The sequence below is a fragment of the Marinobacter lacisalsi genome (genome assembly GCF_042651045.1).
Taxonomy (GTDB): Bacteria; Pseudomonadota; Gammaproteobacteria; order Pseudomonadales; family Oleiphilaceae; genus Marinobacter; species Marinobacter lacisalsi.
The window spans coordinates 116,424-134,621 of record NZ_JBHSDI010000011.1; the positions used below are offsets into that span (position 1 = coordinate 116,424).

Annotated in this window: 15 protein-coding genes and 3 tRNA genes; 9 read left to right on the forward strand and 9 right to left on the reverse strand. The window is 58.0% G+C overall.

What is annotated here, in order from left to right; translation table 11 throughout:
• The first annotated feature begins 24 nt into the window (after positions 1 to 24).
• Positions 25 to 876: a fructosamine kinase family protein gene (locus ACFOZ5_RS07990; protein ID WP_379886509.1), complete on the forward strand. Its 852-nt coding sequence runs from the start codon at positions 25 to 27 to the stop codon at positions 874 to 876.
• Between the two features lie 140 nt (positions 877 to 1,016).
• Here ACFOZ5_RS07990 and ACFOZ5_RS07995 read toward each other — a convergent pair.
• The 3 genes from ACFOZ5_RS07995 to ACFOZ5_RS08005 form a co-directional block, all read right to left on the reverse strand.
• Positions 1,017 to 1,107: transfer RNA gene (locus ACFOZ5_RS07995), tRNA-Ser, on the reverse strand.
• Positions 1,108 to 1,211: 104 nt separating this feature from the next.
• On the reverse strand, positions 1,212 to 1,550 hold the full coding sequence (locus tag ACFOZ5_RS08000; RefSeq protein ID WP_379886510.1) for a branched-chain amino acid transporter permease: 339 nt from the start codon (positions 1,548 to 1,550) through the stop codon (positions 1,212 to 1,214).
• Positions 1,543 to 2,238 (reverse strand): AzlC family ABC transporter permease, encoded by a 696-nt coding sequence (locus ACFOZ5_RS08005; protein ID WP_379886511.1) that lies wholly within the window; start codon positions 2,236 to 2,238, stop codon positions 1,543 to 1,545. Before ACFOZ5_RS08005 ends, ACFOZ5_RS08000 begins: the two co-directional genes overlap by 8 nt.
• A gap of 190 nt (positions 2,239 to 2,428) precedes the next feature.
• Between ACFOZ5_RS08005 and ACFOZ5_RS08010 the strand changes: the two genes are divergently transcribed.
• From ACFOZ5_RS08010 to pgsA, 6 genes are all read left to right on the forward strand, one after another.
• Positions 2,429 to 4,042 carry a methyl-accepting chemotaxis protein gene (locus tag ACFOZ5_RS08010; protein WP_379886512.1) on the forward strand — a complete coding sequence of 538 codons (1,614 nt, stop codon included), beginning with the start codon at positions 2,429 to 2,431 and terminating at the stop codon, positions 4,040 to 4,042.
• Positions 4,043 to 4,074: 32 nt separating this feature from the next.
• Positions 4,075 to 4,362 carry a hypothetical protein gene (locus ACFOZ5_RS08015; RefSeq protein WP_379886513.1) on the forward strand — a complete coding sequence of 96 codons (288 nt, stop codon included), beginning with the start codon at positions 4,075 to 4,077 and terminating at the stop codon, positions 4,360 to 4,362.
• Between the two features lie 136 nt (positions 4,363 to 4,498).
• On the forward strand, positions 4,499 to 7,822 hold the full coding sequence (locus ACFOZ5_RS08020; RefSeq protein ID WP_379886514.1) for a carboxyl transferase domain-containing protein: 3,324 nt from the start codon (positions 4,499 to 4,501) through the stop codon (positions 7,820 to 7,822).
• Between the two features lie 173 nt (positions 7,823 to 7,995).
• Positions 7,996 to 8,652 (forward strand): UvrY/SirA/GacA family response regulator transcription factor, encoded by a 657-nt coding sequence (uvrY, locus tag ACFOZ5_RS08025; protein WP_379886515.1) that lies wholly within the window; start codon positions 7,996 to 7,998, stop codon positions 8,650 to 8,652.
• Positions 8,636 to 10,501 carry an excinuclease ABC subunit UvrC gene (uvrC, locus tag ACFOZ5_RS08030; protein WP_379886516.1) on the forward strand — a complete coding sequence of 622 codons (1,866 nt, stop codon included), beginning with the start codon at positions 8,636 to 8,638 and terminating at the stop codon, positions 10,499 to 10,501. The genes uvrY and uvrC overlap by 17 nt, the downstream gene beginning before the upstream one ends.
• 7 nt (positions 10,502 to 10,508) lie before the next feature.
• Positions 10,509 to 11,069 carry a CDP-diacylglycerol--glycerol-3-phosphate 3-phosphatidyltransferase gene (gene pgsA, locus ACFOZ5_RS08035; RefSeq protein ID WP_379886517.1) on the forward strand — a complete coding sequence of 187 codons (561 nt, stop codon included), beginning with the start codon at positions 10,509 to 10,511 and terminating at the stop codon, positions 11,067 to 11,069.
• On the opposite strand, the gene ACFOZ5_RS08040 is transcribed toward pgsA, so the two are convergent.
• The 4 genes from ACFOZ5_RS08040 to ACFOZ5_RS08055 are packed head-to-tail and all read right to left on the reverse strand — an operon-like array spanning position 11,063 to position 14,547.
• Complete coding sequence (locus ACFOZ5_RS08040; RefSeq protein WP_379886518.1) at positions 11,063 to 11,701, reverse strand: ABC-type transport auxiliary lipoprotein family protein; 639 nt, start codon at positions 11,699 to 11,701, stop codon at positions 11,063 to 11,065. The genes pgsA and ACFOZ5_RS08040 overlap by 7 nt on opposite strands.
• A complete protein-coding gene (locus ACFOZ5_RS08045) occupies positions 11,698 to 12,636 on the reverse strand; it encodes an MlaD family protein (RefSeq protein ID WP_379886519.1) in 939 nt (312 codons plus the stop codon). Before ACFOZ5_RS08045 ends, ACFOZ5_RS08040 begins: the two co-directional genes overlap by 4 nt.
• A 1-nt stretch (position 12,637) precedes the next feature.
• Positions 12,638 to 13,429, reverse strand: coding sequence for an ABC transporter ATP-binding protein (locus ACFOZ5_RS08050; protein WP_379886520.1), 792 nt, complete (start codon positions 13,427 to 13,429; stop codon positions 12,638 to 12,640).
• A complete protein-coding gene (locus ACFOZ5_RS08055) occupies positions 13,423 to 14,547 on the reverse strand; it encodes an MlaE family ABC transporter permease (RefSeq protein WP_379886521.1) in 1,125 nt (374 codons plus the stop codon). The genes ACFOZ5_RS08050 and ACFOZ5_RS08055 overlap by 7 nt, the downstream gene beginning before the upstream one ends.
• 188 nt (positions 14,548 to 14,735) lie before the next feature.
• Here ACFOZ5_RS08055 and ACFOZ5_RS08060 point away from each other — a divergent pair.
• Positions 14,736 to 14,811: transfer RNA gene (locus ACFOZ5_RS08060), tRNA-Gly, on the forward strand.
• A gap of 88 nt (positions 14,812 to 14,899) precedes the next feature.
• Positions 14,900 to 14,973: transfer RNA gene (locus tag ACFOZ5_RS08065), tRNA-Cys, on the forward strand.
• Positions 14,974 to 15,284: 311 nt separating this feature from the next.
• On the opposite strand, the gene ACFOZ5_RS08070 is transcribed toward ACFOZ5_RS08065, so the two are convergent.
• On the reverse strand, positions 15,285 to 15,800 hold the full coding sequence (locus ACFOZ5_RS08070; RefSeq protein ID WP_379886522.1) for a hypothetical protein: 516 nt from the start codon (positions 15,798 to 15,800) through the stop codon (positions 15,285 to 15,287).
• Positions 15,801 to 16,176: 376 nt separating this feature from the next.
• Positions 16,177 to 17,934, reverse strand: coding sequence for a putative bifunctional diguanylate cyclase/phosphodiesterase (locus ACFOZ5_RS08075; protein ID WP_379886523.1), 1,758 nt, complete (start codon positions 17,932 to 17,934; stop codon positions 16,177 to 16,179).
• Positions 17,935 to 18,198 lie beyond the last annotated feature (264 nt).

Genomic DNA, 18,198 nt, shown 5'->3' on the forward strand with positions numbered 1-18,198 from the left:
TTTATAATCAAGGTTTTGCATAGGATGTGTCGGGATTGTGTAGGTATTCCTTCTCTGGCCACCAGAACAGGGTATGCCGGCGGAGAGGTGTCAACGTGGGAGTCATTGGGCTCCAGGGGGCGAACCATGTACACAAAGAAAAATGAAACCGGTTTTGCGGATGCCCTGTTCCGGGAGGCGGAGGGCCTGGAATTGCTGGGGGAGGCCATCACCATTGCCGGTGTCAGTGGCTTGCGGGTACCCCGTGTCTACTCCGTCAGTGAGGAAAGGCTGGAAATGACGGCCATTACCCCCCTGCGGCAGTCGGACAGCGTGCTACGACAGTTCGGCCGTGGATTGGCCGGAATACATAACCTGTCCCAGGGCTGCTATGGTTTCCATCGTGATAACTACATCGGTTTGAATCCTCAGAAAAACCGGGAAAGCGATACCTGGGGCGACTTCTTTGTGGAGGGTCGGCTGGGGTACCAGATCAGCCTGATCACCGACGCGGCACTTCGCGACCGCTTCACCGAGATTCTCGACGCCAAACGGGAACGGCTGGCGGAATGGCTGAATGAGAGGGTAGAGGGCCCGAGCCTGCTTCACGGTGACCTGTGGTCCGGTAATGCGCTGTTCGACGATACCACTGCCTGGCTGATTGACCCGGCGGTGTACTACGGCGATTCAGAGGCGGATATCGCCATGACTGAAATGTTTGGTGGTTTCGGACCGGCATTCTATGAGGCCTACCGTGTAGCCAGGCCACTCAGTGCGGATTACGCGACGAAGCGTGAGATCTACAACCTTTATCACTTCCTGAATCACTACAATCTGTTTGGCGGGTTCTATCTCGCGCCTTGTGAGCGGGGGATGGGGGTTATTGGTAAGTTATAGGGGCAAGTGGGCTATGGAGAATCAGAGCAACCTGATACCAGTGTGGTGAAACCGGTCAATTAACCCTGATCGTTACGAGCGAAATCACTCCTCAATCGCCCAATAAAAAACCCCGGCATTTCTGCCGGGGTTCTTAGTATTGGCGGAGAGGGAGGGATTCGAACCCTCGATACGCTATTAACGTATACACACTTTCCAGGCGTGCGCCTTCAGCCACTCGGCCACCTCTCCAATAAACTGTTCCAAATCAGCGACCTTGTCGCTCATTTGAGGGCGCAAACTGTAATGGTTTTTTCGGGGTTTGGCAACCATTGTCCGTAAAAAATCCTGACTGGTTACAGTGCGATCAGGCCACTCTGCTGGATAGCCATGTAGACCGCAGTGCCCGCGACAATAGAGAGCAGGGCGTTGCGGCGCCAGAGATGCAACAGGATCACCACGGCGCAGGGTAGCAGGGCATCGGCGCCGAAAGCGGGGGCAGTCCAGCGAGCGGACTTTATCAGGAACACGACCACCAGCAGCGCCATAACCGCTGCCGGCAGGTAGCGGCCTATATGCAGCAGTAACGGGTGCTCATGGTGCCGGGAGAGGAAAAGGAAGGGGATCACCCGGGTTGCGAAGGTGGCTGCGGTCGCCACGGCTATAAAGGCCAGGATGTACGTGGTGTTATCCATGGGCCTGCCCCCTGCCAACCCTGTTGCGGCGGTACTGCATCAGCAGCGCCACTGTCGCCAGAACCACGGCGCCGATCAGCTGTTGGTCGGAAGGAAGAACCGCCACAGAAACGGCGGCGGCAATCGCCCCGGCCCACAAGGGAAAGGCTTCGCCGAGTGCCTTGTACTGTTCGATGGTCAGCACGATGAACAGCGCGACCAGCGCGAACTCGATGCCGGTACTGTTGAAAGCGACGTTATCGCCAAGCAGCGCCCCCAGTGCGCAACCGGCTACCCAGTAGCCCTGGTTCAGCAGGGTGATCCGGAAGTCGTTGCGTTGCTCTTCCTCCCTGGAACCGTGTCTTGGGCGGCTGGTGAGCAGGGAGTAGGTTTCGTCGGTGAGGCCAAAGATCAGGTAGGCCTTGCGCCAGCCGGCACCCCGGAACTGCCCGAGTAGCGACAGGCCGTAAAACAGGTGGCGGGCATTGAGCACAAACATGGCGACAAACACTTCCAGCAGTCCCACCTTGGCCGCAATCAGGCTGACCGCCAGGATCTGGCCGGCACCGGCGAAGATGGTGATGCCCATTAAGGGCGCGTACCACCAGGCGTAATCAAGCTGGGCACTGAACAGCACGCCGAACGCCACGCCCAGGGGCAGGTAGCCGAAAAGGATCGGTAGTGTCTGTCGGAACAGCGCGGCGTTCATGGATGGTATCCGGTGCAATGTTGCGGAAGCCGGCAATCATAGCCCAGCGGCTTGGCTCTGGCTACTGTGATTCAGGAGCTAACCTTTTACAAATTTTTACCGTAATTACGGAAGGTTGCGCAAGCATTGAAACCGGAATGTCATACAAGGGCCATAGGGTGCGGACATCAGATTGCCATTCGGAGTCATCATGCTTGCCACCGTCCGTGCCCGTATCTTCTTCTTTGCCTTTCTGGCTGTATCCGCTTTGGCTGCTCTGGCCATGGTGTCCTGGTCCATTATTGATCAGGCCAGCCGAGCGACGGATTCGCTGGTCAACCATGAGCTCAGGCAGTCCTGGCAACTGACCGACCTGGAACAGGATCTGCGCCGGATTCAGGACCTGTCGTACAAGATCAAGGCCCAGCTACTGTTGTGGGATGAGGTCGATCAGCAGTTCGATACCATTCAAACCAGCTTCCCTGAGCGCTGGCAGGCAGTCTCCGGAAACCCGGAGCTGGCAACCTGGGCGGACCGAAACAGGGAGTCTTACGCCGAAGTGGAAGCCCTGCTAAAGGCGATGGCTGAAGGCATTGATGCGAAATCCTACTACCAGGTAGGACAGGTAGTGGATTTTCGCCTGATGCCTGCGGTCAATCCAATGCTCTCGGCCATCAGCGAGCAGCAGATGGAAACGCGCCAGTCCATTCAGACCAGTGCGGACAGCCTGCTGGACTTCATGGAGCGACAGGGCGGGTATCTGGTGGCGGGGTCGCTGGTGTTTCTCGCCATTGTTTTGCTGATGACCCTGTGGCTGCGGCATACGGTTATCCTGCGGCTACGGCGCACTGAAGTAGCACTGCGACATATGGAAGCCAATTCGGATTTGCGCACGCCGCCGGAGGTATCTGGGCGAGATGAGGTGACAGGCGTCAGCAAGGCCATTGGTGGTTTGGTGGCCCGGCTTGAGCAGTTTATTCATGACACCCGTAAGGCGGCGATGTCCCTGGATGAGCGGGCACGGATACTGGAAGAAGAAGCCGAGACCGTCCAGCTGGCTTCGCGGCAGACCCGGGATCAGGTGGCTGATGTTTCCGAGTCCATGAATGAAATCACTGTTCAGGCCGACAATGTAGACTTGGCTGCACGGGAATCACGAACCACGATAGCGACGGCAGCCAAGGGCAATCGTGGTGTACAGCAGGGCTTGCGACGCTCCGAGGACGCGGCTGACCATACTATCAGTGTCATTGGCGAAGTCTCTGCAGCGATCCAGGGTCTGTCCTCGTCCACCGGCAAGGTAGAGCAGGTGGTGAGCGTGATCGCAGAGATTGCCGAACAGACCAACCTGCTGGCCCTCAATGCTGCCATAGAGGCGGCAAGGGCGGGGGAGCACGGACGGGGCTTTGCCGTGGTGGCTGATGAGGTGCGCACCCTGTCACGTCGCACCGCCGATTCCACCGGAGAGATCCGCCAATGGGTTGGTGAGCTGGTGGGCAATGTCGAAGGCATCGAGCAACGACTTCAGCTGATGCACCGGGCAGGCGACGAAAACCGGCTCGAACTCAATAACCTGCGAGAGCATCTTGAAAGTCTGAATGAACACTTTTCACGTCTCGAGGCGCTCAGCCAGAACATTGATGGGGCCGTTGTGGCGCAGCGAGAAAACATTGAACGGGTCGGTCGGCGCTCGAATACCCTGACCCAAAGTGCTGACCGGCTTGTCGGTTCGGTGGGGCAGACCCGGGAAGTCAGCGACGCGCTGCGGCTTGAATCCGGGGCGATTCGGGAGATCGTTGGTCGGTTCAGGGTTCGTGAGGCCTGACACCCGTTCCCATCGTCGAGATGACTGATATCATGACGGCTCATTTCCGGAACGAGTTGCCAGCCATGGATGAGAACGGGAAAGTGTCCGACTCCGACCCCCGCGAAGAACCCTTCGTGGTGGAGACGGATCTGATTAACGAGGAGTTGCTGGAGGGTCTGGTGCAGGAGTACTGCACCCGCTACCACGGCCTCAATGACCAGGAAAGTCCCTTGAAGGAGCGTGACCGGGTAATGGCCGCCGTCCGCCGGGGCGAGTTGGTTATCTGGTTCGACCCGGTGGATAACACGGCCGGTCTGGGCAGGCCGTCCGGTCCATAAGCCGGGTGCATGGAGGGGTATAACTGATACCCGGTTCTGTTAATAGGCTTTCCACTTTATCATGATGTTCCATACCTGAAACCGGCACCTGCCAGGGAAGCCGGTTGACGATCAATAACAACGGAACAACCTCCCTATGGCCACTTTTCGCAGTGTTCTGATTGCCAACCGCGGTGAAATCGCCATTCGCATTGCCCGGACCTTGTCCGAGGCCGGTATACGGTCGGTTGGCGTCTATGCGCCGGATGATGCCGGCTCCCTGCATATTCGCCGCGTCGACCATGCCATCGCGCTAAGCGGTCAGGGTGTCGATGCCTACCTGGACGGCGAACAACTGATCCGACTGGCCCGGGCCGAAGGCTGCGACGCGATCCACCCTGGCTACGGGTTTCTCAGCGAGAACGCGGAGTTCGCCCGCCGTTGCGAGGATTCCGGTATTACTTTCGTTGGTCCCTCCGCCCAGTGCCTGGCGTTACTGGGGGACAAGGCCCGGGCCAGGGGGCTGGCCAGAGAGTGCGGCGTGCCCCTGGCTTCCGGAACAGACAGCGGAATCTCACTGGCCGACGCCGGGGACTTCCTGAAGCAGCTCAAGGCGAGCCATGGGGAGCAGGCGGGCCTGATGCTGAAAGCCGTGGCAGGTGGCGGTGGCCGGGGTATGCGTCCGGTTTTTGCCCTGGACGAGCTGGAGGACGCCTGGAGTGCCTGCCAGCGGGAAGCCAAAAGAGCCTTTGGCGACGATGCGCTCTATGCTGAACGACTGCTGACCAACGCCCGGCATATTGAAGTTCAGGTGCTGGGGGATGACGAAGGTAATGTCAGCCATCTATGGGACCGGGACTGCAGTCTGCAGCGCCGTCGCCAGAAACTGGTGGAGCTGGCTCCCGCTCCCCATCTGAGCGATGCGCAGCGCCGGGGCATGATTGACGCCGCCCTCGACATGTCCCGTGCGGCAGGGCTGTGCGGGCTGGCCACCATCGAGTTCCTGCTGGACAACGACAACGGTGACTTCGTGTTTATGGAGGCCAACCCCCGCCTTCAGGTTGAACACACGGTCACCGAGCTTATCAGTGGCAGGGATTTGGTGGACATACAGTTTGCCCTGGCGGGCGGGCGTTCACTCAGGCAACTGGGCCTGGCCGACACACCCTGTAGGCCGGGACCGATCAGTGCGGTCCAGGTACGGATCAACCTTGAAACCCTGACTCCGGAGGGTGACGCCATGCCCGCCGCGGGTACCCTCTCGGTGTATGAGCCCCCCGGCGGGCCGGGTATCCGGGTGGATGGCGCCGGTTATGCCGGATACACCAACACCGCCCGCTTTGATTCCCTGCTGGCCAAGCTGGTGATTTCCGGGCAGGGTTCACTGAAGGAGCTGATGCGCAAGACCTACCGGGCGTTGTGTGAGTTCCGCGTGGAGGGTGTTGACACCAACCTTGGTTTCCTCCGTAACCTGGCCCGTCTGCCGGCCATGGCGGACTGGCGGGTCAGTACTGCGCTGGTTGAACAGCAAATGCCGATGCTGACCGACACCCGGGACGACGCCCATCCATGCTACTTCTTCGGGCAGAATCCCCAGACCACCGCAGCGCCGCCCGCATCGGGTTCCGATCCGACCATTGAGCCTCCTGACGGTCAGTTGGCCATCAAGTGCCCGGTCCAGGGCACGGTGGTACGGTTGCAGGCCACCCCGGGTGACTACATCGAACCGGGTCAGGTGCTCGCCATCGTCGAATCCATGAAAATGGAGTTCGAGGTGAAGGCGCCAGCGTCCGCACGGGTAGAGTCCGTGCTGGTGGAGGAAGGCCGGACTCTCAGGGAAGGGCAGCCCGTGTTTCACATTTCCGGTGACGGGGACCAGGACCATGGTCCCCTGACGGAGGAAAGCTGGGACCTGGAGCATATCCGCGACGACCTGGCAGCGGTGCTGGATCGCCATGACCGGTTACAGGACCACCGTCGTCCCAAGGCAGTGGAAAAGCGCCGCAGGACCGGCCAGCGCACCGCCCGTGAAAACATCCTCGACCTGATGGACGACGACAGCTTTACCGAATACGGCGCCCTGGCCCTGGCTGCCCGACGCCGCCGGGTGCCTATCGACGAGTTAATGGACGCCAGCCCGGCCGATGGCCTGATTGCCGGTATTGGCACCGTCAACCGGAGTCAGGTGGGGCCCGAGCAGGCGCGATGCATGGTGATGTCCTATGACTACACGGTGTTTGCCGGTACTCAGGGCATGATGAACCACAAGAAGACGGACCGCATGCTGCAGCTGGCCGATCGCTGGCAATTGCCGCTGGTGCTGTTTGCCGAGGGTGGTGGCGGACGCCCCGGGGATACGGATCATGTCGGTGTGGCTGGACTTGATTGCCATACGTTTACCGCGATGGCCGCGCTGTCAGGCCGGGTGCCGTTGATCGGCATTGTGTCAGGGCGCTGTTTTGCGGGTAACGCGGCCCTGCTGGGCTGCTGTGACGTGATCATTGCAACACGGGATGCCACCGTGGGCATGGCAGGGCCGGCGATGATCGAAGGCGGCGGGCTCGGACGTTTCACACCGGAACAGGTTGGACCGGTCTCCGTGCAGTCCCCCAACGGAGTCATTGATGTTGTGGTGGACGATGAGGCCGAGGCAGTTTCTGTCGCCAAGGAATACCTGTCATACATGCAGGGCAATCTGTCACAATGGAAAGCGGTCGATCAGCGTCTGCTCAGGCATTTTATCCCTGAGAATCGGCTCAGGGTTTACGATATCCGTCAGGTGATCGACACTGTTGCTGATACAGACTCGGTCATCGAGTTACGTCGTGAGTTTGCGCCGGGTCTGGTTACCGCCCTGGTGCGAATTGAGGGGCGCCCATTCGGGCTGATGGCGAACAACCCGGCTGTACTGGGCGGTGCCATAGATGCAGCCGGCGGCGACAAGGCGGCCCGGTTCATGCAATTGTGTGATACCGCCGGTTTGCCCGTATTATCGCTGTGTGACACACCCGGCTTTATGGTGGGCCCGGATGCCGAACGCGAAGCCACGGTACGGCACGTTTCCAGGATGTTTGTAACGGCTGCCAAGCTCAGGGTGCCATTCTTCACTGTCGTACTTCGCAAGGGGTACGGGCTTGGTGCCCAGGCCATGGCTGCGGGCAGTTTCCATTCGCCGATGTTTACGATTGGCTGGCCCAGCAGTGAGTTTGGCGCCATGGGGCTTGAGGGGTCTGTCAGGCTTGGTTTCCGCAAGGAACTGGAGGCCATTGATGACCCACGGGAACGTCAGGCTGCGTTCGACAAAATGGTCGCCAAGGCCTATGAACACGGGAAGGGCATGAATATGGCCAGCTTCCTGGAGATTGACGCGGTGATTGATCCGGCTGAGACCAGGCGTTGGGTGATCCGTGGGCTCGAGTCTTCACCGTCAGCCAGTCGCCAGGGTTATGACCGGGCAGACCGTTTTATTGATAGCTGGTAGCACATAAATCGTGACTCATCGGCCTGCGTAACACGTGTGAAATGGCGACAGATATTTTTCGTAGTGTTAATTCGTAGGCTATTCGTCTATTTCGTCTGGCGGTACAATTGGTGATGTCCCCAAGGGGCGGGTACACCGATCATCGCAGCATTGATCCAGGCAAGAGGTGAACATTGATCAGCGTACTGGTTGTAGATGACCACGAACTGGTTCGTTCCGGGATTACCCGGATGCTGGCCGACAATCCTGATATAGACGTGCTTGGTGAAGCCTCATCCGGTGAGGAGGCGGTGGAATCCGTGCGTAATAAACGGCCGGACATCGTCCTGATGGACATCCGCATGCCGGGTATCGGTGGCCTTGAGGCCACCCGTAAGATCCTCCGCCTTGACGACTCCATCCGCGTTATCGTGGTAACGGCGTGCGCGGACGATCCCTATCCCACCCGGGTCATGCAGGCGGGCGCCACCGCTTACATCACCAAGGGAGCGGATATTGACGAAATGGTGCGCGCCATTCGCAAGGCCCACTCGGGCCAGCGTTATATCAGCCCGGAAATTGCCCAGAAAATGGCTCTCAAGCAACTGGGGGGCGATTCGGACGACCAGGACGAATCCCTGTTCGACCGCCTGTCCGAGCGGGAACTGCAGATTGCCATGATGGTGGTCGACTGCCAGAAGGTGCAGGATATTTCCGACAAGCTGTGCCTGAGTCCGAAAACGGTTAACAGTTACCGTTACCGGATTTTCGAGAAGCTGGAGATTTCCAGCGATGTGGAGCTGGCCCTGATGGCCGTCCGATTCGGGTTGCTGGATGCCGACAGGATCTGAGCCGGCAACAGAGCCACAGGAACAGGGATTTGACAGCAAGGCATTCCTCAAGCGGCTAACGGAACGGCCCGGCGTTTATCGGATGTACGATAGCGGCGGGAGCCTGCTGTATGTGGGTAAGGCCCGGAACCTCAAGAAGCGTGTTGGCAGCTATTTCCGCAAAACGGGGTTGGCGCCCAAGACCGCCGCGCTGGTGGCACGCATCCAGCACATTGAGGTAACGGTAACCGGCAGCGAAACCGAAGCCCTGCTGCTGGAACAAAACCTGATCAAGTCTGAGCGCCCCCCGTACAACATCCTGTTGCGGGATGACAAATCCTACCCTTATATCTATCTGTCCCCGCATTCTGACTATCCCTCGCTGACCTTCCGGCGCGGGCGCACCCGCAAGGGGCAGGGTACCTGGTTCGGGCCTTATCCCAGCTCGGGGGCGGTCAAGGAAAGCCTTAATATTCTGCAGAAGATATTCCGCATAAGAGACTGTTCTGAAAGCTATTTCAGAAATCGTACCAGACCATGTCTTCAGTATCAGATTAACCGATGCACGGCGCCTTGTGTGGGCTATGTCACGCCGGAGGAATACCAGGAGGATGTACGACATGCCACCATGTTCCTGGAGGGCAAGAATCCCGTCATCATCCGTGATCTGATGGATACCATGGAAAAGGCCTCCGCCAACCTGGAGTTCGAAAAGGCTGCCGCCTGCCGTGATCAGATAACCCATCTTCGTCATGTTCAGGAGCAGCAATCCATGGAAGGCGAGGGTGGCGATGCGGATGTCATTGCGATGGCCCAGGATGCGGGAGTGGTCTGTGTGGTGGTGATCATCGTCCGGGGTGGTCGGGTGCTGGGCACCAAAGACTATTTTCCCCGCTTTTCCCTGGAGCAGACCGAAGAGGAGCTGCTTGGATCATTCCTGGGGCAGTTCTACTTCGGCAGCGCTGCCCGCCGCGAAATTCCCGGGGATGTGCTGGTCACCACCCTGCCGGAAGAACATGAGCTTCTGGCCCGGGCACTGTCGGAGCAGGCTGGCCGCGAGACCCGCATCCGCCGCAACGTTCGTGGCGAGCGCCGTAAATGGCTGGAGCTGGCCCAGACCAATGCCCGGCAGACGCTTCTGACTCACCTGGCCAGCAAGGAAACTGTGTATCGACGCTTGCTGGCATTGCGGGACCTGCTGGACCTGCCTGAAACCCCGTCCCGTATGGAGTGTTTCGATATCAGCCACAGCCATGGCGAAAACACGGTCGCATCCTGTGTGGTTTTCGACGAGAATGGGCCCCTTAAAAGCGACTATCGGCTCTATAATATTGAGGGTATCACCGGTGGAGATGACTATGCGGCCATGCGGCAGGTGCTTACCCGTCGTTACAGGCGCATGGTTAACGGCGAAGGTAAGCGACCGGACCTGGTGCTGATTGACGGTGGCAAGGGCCAGCTACGCATGGCGCGGGAGGTCTTCGAGGAACTGCAGATCCGTGATATCCCTCTGGTTGGTGTTGCCAAGGGCGTTACCCGCAAAGCCGGCATGGAGCAGTTGATTGATGCCCTCACGGGCCGGGTCTTCCGTGTGCCGCCGGATTCGCCAGCGCTGCACCTGATCCAGCACATCCGGGACGAGAGCCACCGCTTTGCCATATCCGGCCACCGGGCGGGTCGCGACAAGAAACGACGCCAGTCCACCCTTGAGGGTATTGAAGGCGTTGGCCCGAAAAAACGCCGGGACCTCATCCGCTATTTCGGAAGTGTGCGCACCTTGCGTGACGCCGGAATCGATGAAATCGCCAAGGTGCAGGGCATCAGCAAAACCCTGGCCGAAACCATCTACGCCGCATTACACGACGAGTAAGGAATCCATGAACCTGCCGAACGTACTCACCCTGTCCCGCATCGTGATGATTCCGGTTTTCGTGGCGATATTCTACCTTCCTGTGGACTGGCGATACGCGGTCAGCGCCGCGATTTTTGCCATTGCGGCAGGCACGGACTGGCTTGATGGCTACCTTGCCCGCAAGCTGGACCAGTCAACACCCTTCGGGGCCTTCCTGGACCCGGTAGCGGACAAGCTGATGGTGGCGGTGGCCCTGACGGTACTGATCGAGGAGCATGCCGACTTTATTCTCACCATCCCCGCCATGGTCATCATCGGGCGGGAGATTGTCATCTCGGCCCTGCGCGAGTGGATGGCGGAAGTCGGCAGCCGTGCCAGCGTGGCGGTGTCCTACATCGGCAAGATCAAGACCACCGCCCAGATGGTGGCCATTGTGATGCTGCTGGCGATGCAGCCAGGCACCTTGGTGGCCAATGCGGGCACTGCATTGCTGTATCTGGCGGCGGGGCTGACGCTCTGGTCCATGCTGCTGTATCTGCAGGCTGCCTGGCCGGATCTTTTTCCGGAAGAGAACAACACTCAGTAGTCAGCCAGCTCAGACCCTATCCAGTCTGCCATTTCCGCCGCCAGACTGTCGGCAGCTGCACCGAACGCGGCCACGCTGTCGTCAAGGCCTTCTCCGGCTGAAGGCACCGTCACGTTAAAATCCCGGGTGGCGAGAATCTGTCGACTGCCGTTTTCCACCAGTTGTGCCTGAAGGTACAACTGAATCTCCGGGGGCTCACTGGTGCGCACTTCCTGGAACGCCCGCAGCTCTGAGGTGAGCGTAATATCGCTGCCGGAACCACTGGTGTCGGATACCACCGTGGCTATTCGCGGATCCTCACGCAGCGATCGCACCAGATGGTCCCGCAACAACGAAGGTGCGTTCGTGGTCCAGCGTGCAGCACTGATAGCTGCCAGTTCGTTTGGGCGAACCTCGATCACGATGCGCTTGGTGTCCAGCACCCCGCTGGCCTGAGGCTGTGCCACCTTCAGCACCGGCCCCTTGCCCGGGTGGGCAATCTCGTCGGCGTCAGGCGTATATCCGTAGGGGAGGGTGAAGATCCGGAGTGACTGTTTCTCGGGCAGTAGCGCAACACTACAACCGGATACGGTCAGCATCAGCAAGCCGGCTGTCAGAATTCTGAGACTGTGGCACTGCCGGAAGCGGCTCATGGCGATACCTCCTGAATAGCGTCCCGGCCCAGTAAAGCCCGCGACGGGTCTTCTTCCAGCCGTTTGGTGAGCAGGCTCAGGCTGCGCAGGGTTGATTGCAGCTCCTGCATGATTGGAGCAAGCTCTCCCAGGCTGTCGAGGCCCTGACCGACTGAGCCCTCATTGTCGGCGACCAATGCATCGATCCTGGTGGAGGCGCGATTGAGGGCCTCTGCGGCCTGGCGGGCCTGGGTCAGGGTGGGTTGCCCCTGATCTTCCAGCAGCTCACCCAGGTAGTTTCCCAGCTCGTGGTAACGGTCGAAGGTTCTCCGGGCCCGCTCCGCCGCGTCGTAGACGCTGACCAGGGCGCGGTTGATGTTGTCTCTTTCTGCGACCAGCGTTTCCGTGGTCAGCCTGAAGTTCTCCAGAGTAACGGTAAGGTTCTCGGCATTTTTTTCAGACAGGAACCGGTTGGCATTGGTAAGGAAGTCGTCCGCCTTGGTCATCAGGTTCTCGCTGCTACTGAGCAGGGAGCTGAACTGGGACGGCTCCGCTTTAATATAGGGGGGATTGTCACGGTCCCCAACCAGAACGGTGCTGTCCGGCGTGCCACCATAAAACTGGATGGTCATGGCGCCAGTGATGTTTGCGAGGTTCAGGGTTGCCTTGGTGTCCCTGCGAACAGGGATATCGCTGTAGACTCTTACCAGGGCTTTTACATGGCGGGGGTCTTCCGGGTCCAGGCGCAGGGTGACGACGTTGCCCACCTCGATGCCGCTATACTGAACCGGGCTGCCTTCGGACAGGCCGCTGACGCCATCGTGAAAGCCTACCTCGTAGTAGTCGTAATCCCGGTTGTTTTCCGTGTCACCAAGCCAGAGCGCAAACAGCAGGATGGCGGCAATGGTCACCACGGTAAAAATACCGATCAGCACATGGTGGGCTCTGGGTTCCACGTCAGTGGTCCTCCTTTGCATACCGACTGTGCGCTCCGGCAACAGCCCGGCCTCGGGGGCCATGAAAGTAATCCTGAATCCATGGATCCGGGTTCTGTTCTACCACATCCAGTGAATCCGCCACCAGAACCTGGCCACGGGCAAGTACCGCGACCCGGTCACAGGTGGCGTACAGGGTATCCAGGTCGTGGGTGACCATGAAGACGCTGAACCCCAGGGCATCACGCAGGGTCCTCAGCAATGCATCGAACCCGGCGGCGCCAATCGGGTCCAGCCCGGCGGTAGGTTCGTCCAGAAACAGCACCTCCGGGTCCAGGGCCAGGGCCCGGGCCAGGGCTGCCCGTTTGACCATGCCGCCGGACAGTTCGGATGGGTAGTTCAGGGCAGCTTCCGGTGGTAACCCGGCCAGTGCCAGTTTCATTCGTGCCAGGTGCTCGGCATCCCTTCGAGTGAGGCGGGCGTGTTCGATCAAGGTCAGCGCAATGTTCTCCTGCAGGGTGAGCGACGTGAACAGGGCACCACCCTGGAACAGCACGCCGAACCGTCGTTCGGTTCGGGATCGTTGCTGTGGCGACATGGTCATCAGGTCGCCGCCGAACACGCTGATGGTACCGCCATTTGGACGGTGGAGCCCGACGATACTGCGCAACAGTACGGATTTGCCAGTGCCGGAACCACCGACGACACCGAGTATTTCCCCGGGGTAGAGATCCAGGTCAAGATTGTCATGAACCTGGTGCTCTCCGAAGTGGTTCTCCAGTGCGCGAACCTGTATCAGTGGCTCCGTTACCATCCCATCTCCATAAAGAACAACGCTGCAACCGCATCGAGCAGTATGACCATGAAAATCGACTGGACCACACTGGACGTTGTGTGCTGACCGACGGATTCGGCGCTGCCGCTGACTTTCAGGCCCTCCAGGCAGCCAATGACCGCGATGACAAAGGCAAACACCGGAGCCTTGCCCAGTCCAACCAGGAAGTGATTGAGGGGGATATCCCGCTCGACAATCGACAGAAACTGGGTCGCAGAGATATCCAGGCTGTACAGGCATACCAGGGCGCCGCCCAGGATGCCGCTGACCATTCCCACGAAGGTTAAAAACGGCAAGCTGATCACCATTGCCAGCACCCGTGGAATCACCAGCATTTCCATAGGGTCCAACCCGGACGCACGCAAGGCGTCAATCTCCTGGTTGGCCTTCATGGACCCGAGTTGGGCCGTATAGGCGCTGGCCGTGCGCCCCGCGAGCAGTATGGCAGCAAGCACCACCCCGAATTCCCGCAGGAAGGCGAAGGTCACCAGGTGCACTGTATAGATGGTGGCGCCGAAATCATCCAGCACGGTGGCGCCCAGAAAAGCCACCACGGCCCCCACCAGAAACGTCAGCAAGGCCACAATGGGCAACGCGTTCAGCCCGGTACGCTGAATATGGGCGACCAGGGCGGTGACTCGCCAGCGTCGGGGCATTGGTATAATGGAAACAAGGGTCGCGAGGGTCTGTCCGATAAACCCGGCCAGCAATTTCTGGCCTCGGGCGAACCCGGTAATGGCACGGCCTACTGCAGCAAGGGACTCCCGGATACCCGGCGCATGGCTGGGTGGTGTTGCATCCAGTCCCGATGTTGCTCGCGCGACCGCAACCAGCAGGCCCTTTCGCTCGGGCGTCATGGCCGTATCGGCCTCCGCCAGTTGCATCAGTCTCTCGCTACCCAGCAATTCCGCAATCAGCGTGGCCCCGGCGCTATCGAGGTGGTTCAGGCCTGACCAGTCGATGTCATACCCGGGCAGATCATCATCGGGGCGGGCAGCAAGAACCTGCTTCCTGAGGTCATTGAAACACGACAACACCCAGTCATCCCGCAGTACGATGGTCCTGCCTTCGATTCTCAGGCTGCCGGCTGTCGGCATTTACCGCTCCCGTATGGAAAGGTTACTGATAGCTGCATGATAGCGGATTGAGTCCGATAGGGAATGACTGCGGCATTGCTGACGCGCAATAAATGCTCAATATCACTGAAACGTGAGAAAAAGTATTGACGCCCCGACCGTAATCCGTAGAATACCCAGCCGTTGACGAGGCATTGCCTCTGATGACTGCGGGAATAGCTCAGTTGGTAGAGCACAACCTTGCCAAGGTTGGGGTCGCGAGTTCGAGTCTCGTTTCCCGCTCCAATTTCTCTCCGGTATCGCCGGTTGGAAATCACAATTCAAGTCTCTCAATGCCCACCTGAGAGCAAGAGCCAGTTCAAACGGCTTTCCCGGCGCGGTGGCAGAGTGGTTATGCAGCGGACTGCAACTCCGTGTACGCCGGTTCGATTCCGACCCGCGCCTCCATTTTTCCTGATTCTGTGAAAAGCCGTGTAATATGGGCTATCCAGTGCTTTGCTCTATATAATGTTTGCCCCTGCCGTACAAAACAAGGGTACGAGCCTTCCTCACCGACAACAGACCACCCCTGCAGTGAATCATCGCCATGGTGTTGTCCATAGATAACATTGGTTCAGCGGGAGAGAGTGGGGATCCGGGCGTGGCGGCAGCTATCCGCAGTCCTGGGAGGCTGATCTGGAAGGCTGTGCGGAGGCCGGGTTGGTCGTGGATTCGGACTGCGGACGGAAGCCCTGACCCGGCAGGGCCAGGGGCTTGGGTCAGAAATTGAAGCCCATGCCGACGCTGTAATACAGAATGCCGTCGTCATAGTTGTCATCCACATCGCTGCCGCTATCGAACAGGAACTGGTACTGCACCATGCCCTGAACGAAGGTCTTGTCCAGAACGTAGTACTTCAGGCCCGCTTCGGGGCCAGCGGAGAAGGTCTCTTCGGTACGATCACCGTAGTTGTAGCCCAGGTTGGCACCGAGGAAAGGTCGTAAATCTCCCCCACCAAAGTGATAGTCGTAAAAGCCAACGGTTGCGCCATCGAAATCTGCACTGTCGCCTTCGCGATCAGAAATGCTGAGTGATTGACGGATACCAATCTGACCCTGGTCGCTCATATACTGGCCGTAGCTTGCGGTCATGGAAAAGGCGTTGTTATCCAGGTCCTTGTCGCTTTGACCCTGGCCGCTGATGGTGACTTCCCGGTCGCCACCCACCGCCTGGGCAAACACCAGGGAAGGGGTGAGGGTGGTCGCTATAAGAGTGGCTTTCAGAAGCTTGTGCATGTCAGATTCCTTCTGCAAATGAAGAGTGGACTAGCGCTTTTGCGCTGCACCTCATGAATAATCTGCAGAAGGCATGCCACGACGGAGAACTACGAAAGCTCCCGGAAAAGTAAGGCCAAGTAACCAGTTATCTTTTGTATTTAAAGCGATTTCTCAATCTGCTACCTGGCGAGACTGCTAACAGTAACGTGACCGTCCGTGTAAAATTTACCGAAATGGCGGTCAATACTACCGATCAGAGCGATGCTATTGATGGCAGACAGGGCGGCTATCCGGCGTCTACTGTATCGGGGGCTTGCCAGGAGCCTCCCCATGCACGGCGCCATGGCGAAGTACCTCCTGGAGCACAGTATGGCAGTTCGATAGATTGACTGGCTCAGTGATCTGACTCGATACCAGCAAGAAATGCCGGCATCTGATCGGCAGGCATCGGCCTTGCGTACAGGTACCCTTGGGCAAGGTCGAAGCCTGATTCTCTGACCAGGTTGTCCTGCTCGTGGGTTTCCACACCTTCTACGACCACACTCAGGCCAAGACGGTGTCCTACGGAAATCATGGCCTGCATAATCGCCATGTCGCCTTCGTTCTCCATGGCATGATGCAGAAAACTTCTATCTATCTTGAGGCTGCATACTGGTAATCTTCGTAAATAGACCAGAGAAGAATAACCGGTTCCAAAGTCGTCAATGGAAATATGCACGCCAACGCTTTTTAATCGTTCCAGTTGTCCTATCTGCCCCTCATAATCCCCGAACACCACGTTTTCCGTCAGTTCCAGGCCCAATTGATCGGGCGTCAATTCATAACGCTCAAGCGTTTGCAGAATATGCTCTGCCAAGTGCTGATTGTTGAGCTGCCTGCCGGACACGTTGATATCTATTCTTGTTTTTTCAAGGTCTGTGCCCTGCCAGGCCTTAAGCTGCCTGCAGGCAGTTTCGATGACCCAGTCTCCAAGGCGATTTATCAGCCCTGACTTTTCTGCCACTGGAATAAACATAGCAGGGAAAATCATCCGGTTGCTTTCATCGAAGCAACGCAATAGCGCTTCGCAGGAACCAATGCCACCGGTTTTCAGATCAATTTGGGGCTGAAAATACAGCTGCAGCCTGTCCGTTACAATGGCACGTCGCAGCATGGCGCTGACTTCCTGATAGCGAACCAGTCGGTCGTTGATATCCGGCGTGTAAAAACAGATGCCATTTTTGCCATTTTCCTTGGCCTGATACATGGCGGCGTCGGCATTCCCCATCAGATCGGCAACGGTCTCACCATCGTCCGGAAACAGGCTGATCCCGAAACTGGCCGTAACCTGATAGGAGTCTCCATCCAGCGTTACACCCTGATCAAGCTTGCCGATCAAACGTTTGAGGAGTTCATGGACGTGTTCGGGGCCATCAAAATCAAACAACAACAAGACAAACTCATCGCCTCCAAACCGACTTAGGAGGTCGGAACGGCGAGTTTCTGTTTTCAGGACTTCAGCCACCGCCAGTAGCAGTTTGTCGCCGTAATGGTGACCAAGGGTGTCATTAATCAGCTTGAAATTGTCGAGATCAATAAACACCACCGCCATTGCTCGACTGGTGCGCTCTGCCTCAGCCAGGCGAGCCGACAATTCAACCTCCATCAACCTTCTGTTGGGTAATCGGGTCAAATCATCAAAGCTCGCCATCCTGTACAATTCCTGCTTGGCTTTTTTCTGTTCCTCCAGGCTGATGTCAATGCAGAACATCTCACAGTTACCAGTATCCTGTTTGATCATTACGTGACTGGAATACACAGGCACTGGATAACCGTCTTTATGCTTCAGTTCAATTTCTTCCGAGGGAATACTGATATTATTATCCAACCACTCCTGATGGGCATGTATGACATCTTCGCGCATGTGGTCGGGAATAATCAGGTCTTCCAGTAACTGTCCGTGAGCCTCTTCACGGGTATAACCATAGAGACGTCGGCTCGCATCGTTCCAGTAGATAACCCGGCGCTTAATATCGTAGCCCTGAACGGCGACCATCGGCAGGCTTTCGATCAACTCATAGAAGCGTTGCTCACTGTCTTTGACAGCAGAAAGCGAGGTTTCGTTGCCAGAAGCGGGCGTGACGGGCGTTACAGGGCCCTGCTTATCCGCCATTGACTGAACTCATGCATACCACCTGATGGTCACAATGGAAAACAACCCTCGCTTTTATTTGGTTATAAGTAATTGGAAAGCCCTTTTCAGTCTGCATAAAGCTTGCTCCACGTTTTTTGCGCCTATAGCCTTTCGGACTGTGAGACAGTCGCAAAAATGTGAACTTTGTCTCTAAATGCTAGAGCAATAGTTGTAGATTTTCTAGCTGCGCTCTGAGTGGTACGCCAAACCATGGAATAAGATCATGCCATTCATGGCGGACAA

Bases quoted from the DNA above. Each gene is read 5' to 3' on its own strand.
- ACFOZ5_RS07990 (WP_379886509.1), top strand. From the start codon at position 25: ATGTGTCGGGATTGTGTAGGTATTCCTTCTCTGGCCACCAGAACAGGG.
- ACFOZ5_RS08000 (WP_379886510.1), bottom strand. From the start codon at position 1,550: ATGGATAACACCACGTACATCCTGGCCTTTATAGCCGTGGCGACCGCA.
- ACFOZ5_RS08005 (WP_379886511.1), bottom strand. From the start codon at position 2,238: ATGAACGCCGCGCTGTTCCGACAGACACTACCGATCCTTTTCGGCTAC.
- ACFOZ5_RS08010 (WP_379886512.1), top strand. From the start codon at position 2,429: ATGCTTGCCACCGTCCGTGCCCGTATCTTCTTCTTTGCCTTTCTGGCT.
- ACFOZ5_RS08015 (WP_379886513.1), top strand. From the start codon at position 4,075: ATGACGGCTCATTTCCGGAACGAGTTGCCAGCCATGGATGAGAACGGG.
- ACFOZ5_RS08020 (WP_379886514.1), top strand. From the start codon at position 4,499: ATGGCCACTTTTCGCAGTGTTCTGATTGCCAACCGCGGTGAAATCGCC.
- uvrC (WP_379886516.1), top strand. From the start codon at position 8,636: ATGCCGACAGGATCTGAGCCGGCAACAGAGCCACAGGAACAGGGATTT.
- pgsA (WP_379886517.1), top strand. From the start codon at position 10,509: ATGAACCTGCCGAACGTACTCACCCTGTCCCGCATCGTGATGATTCCG.
- ACFOZ5_RS08040 (WP_379886518.1), bottom strand. From the start codon at position 11,701: ATGAGCCGCTTCCGGCAGTGCCACAGTCTCAGAATTCTGACAGCCGGC.
- ACFOZ5_RS08050 (WP_379886520.1), bottom strand. From the start codon at position 13,429: ATGGTAACGGAGCCACTGATACAGGTTCGCGCACTGGAGAACCACTTC.
- ACFOZ5_RS08055 (WP_379886521.1), bottom strand. From the start codon at position 14,547: ATGCCGACAGCCGGCAGCCTGAGAATCGAAGGCAGGACCATCGTACTG.
- ACFOZ5_RS08070 (WP_379886522.1), bottom strand. From the start codon at position 15,800: ATGCACAAGCTTCTGAAAGCCACTCTTATAGCGACCACCCTCACCCCT.
- ACFOZ5_RS08075 (WP_379886523.1), bottom strand. From the start codon at position 17,934: ATGGCGGATAAGCAGGGCCCTGTAACGCCCGTCACGCCCGCTTCTGGC.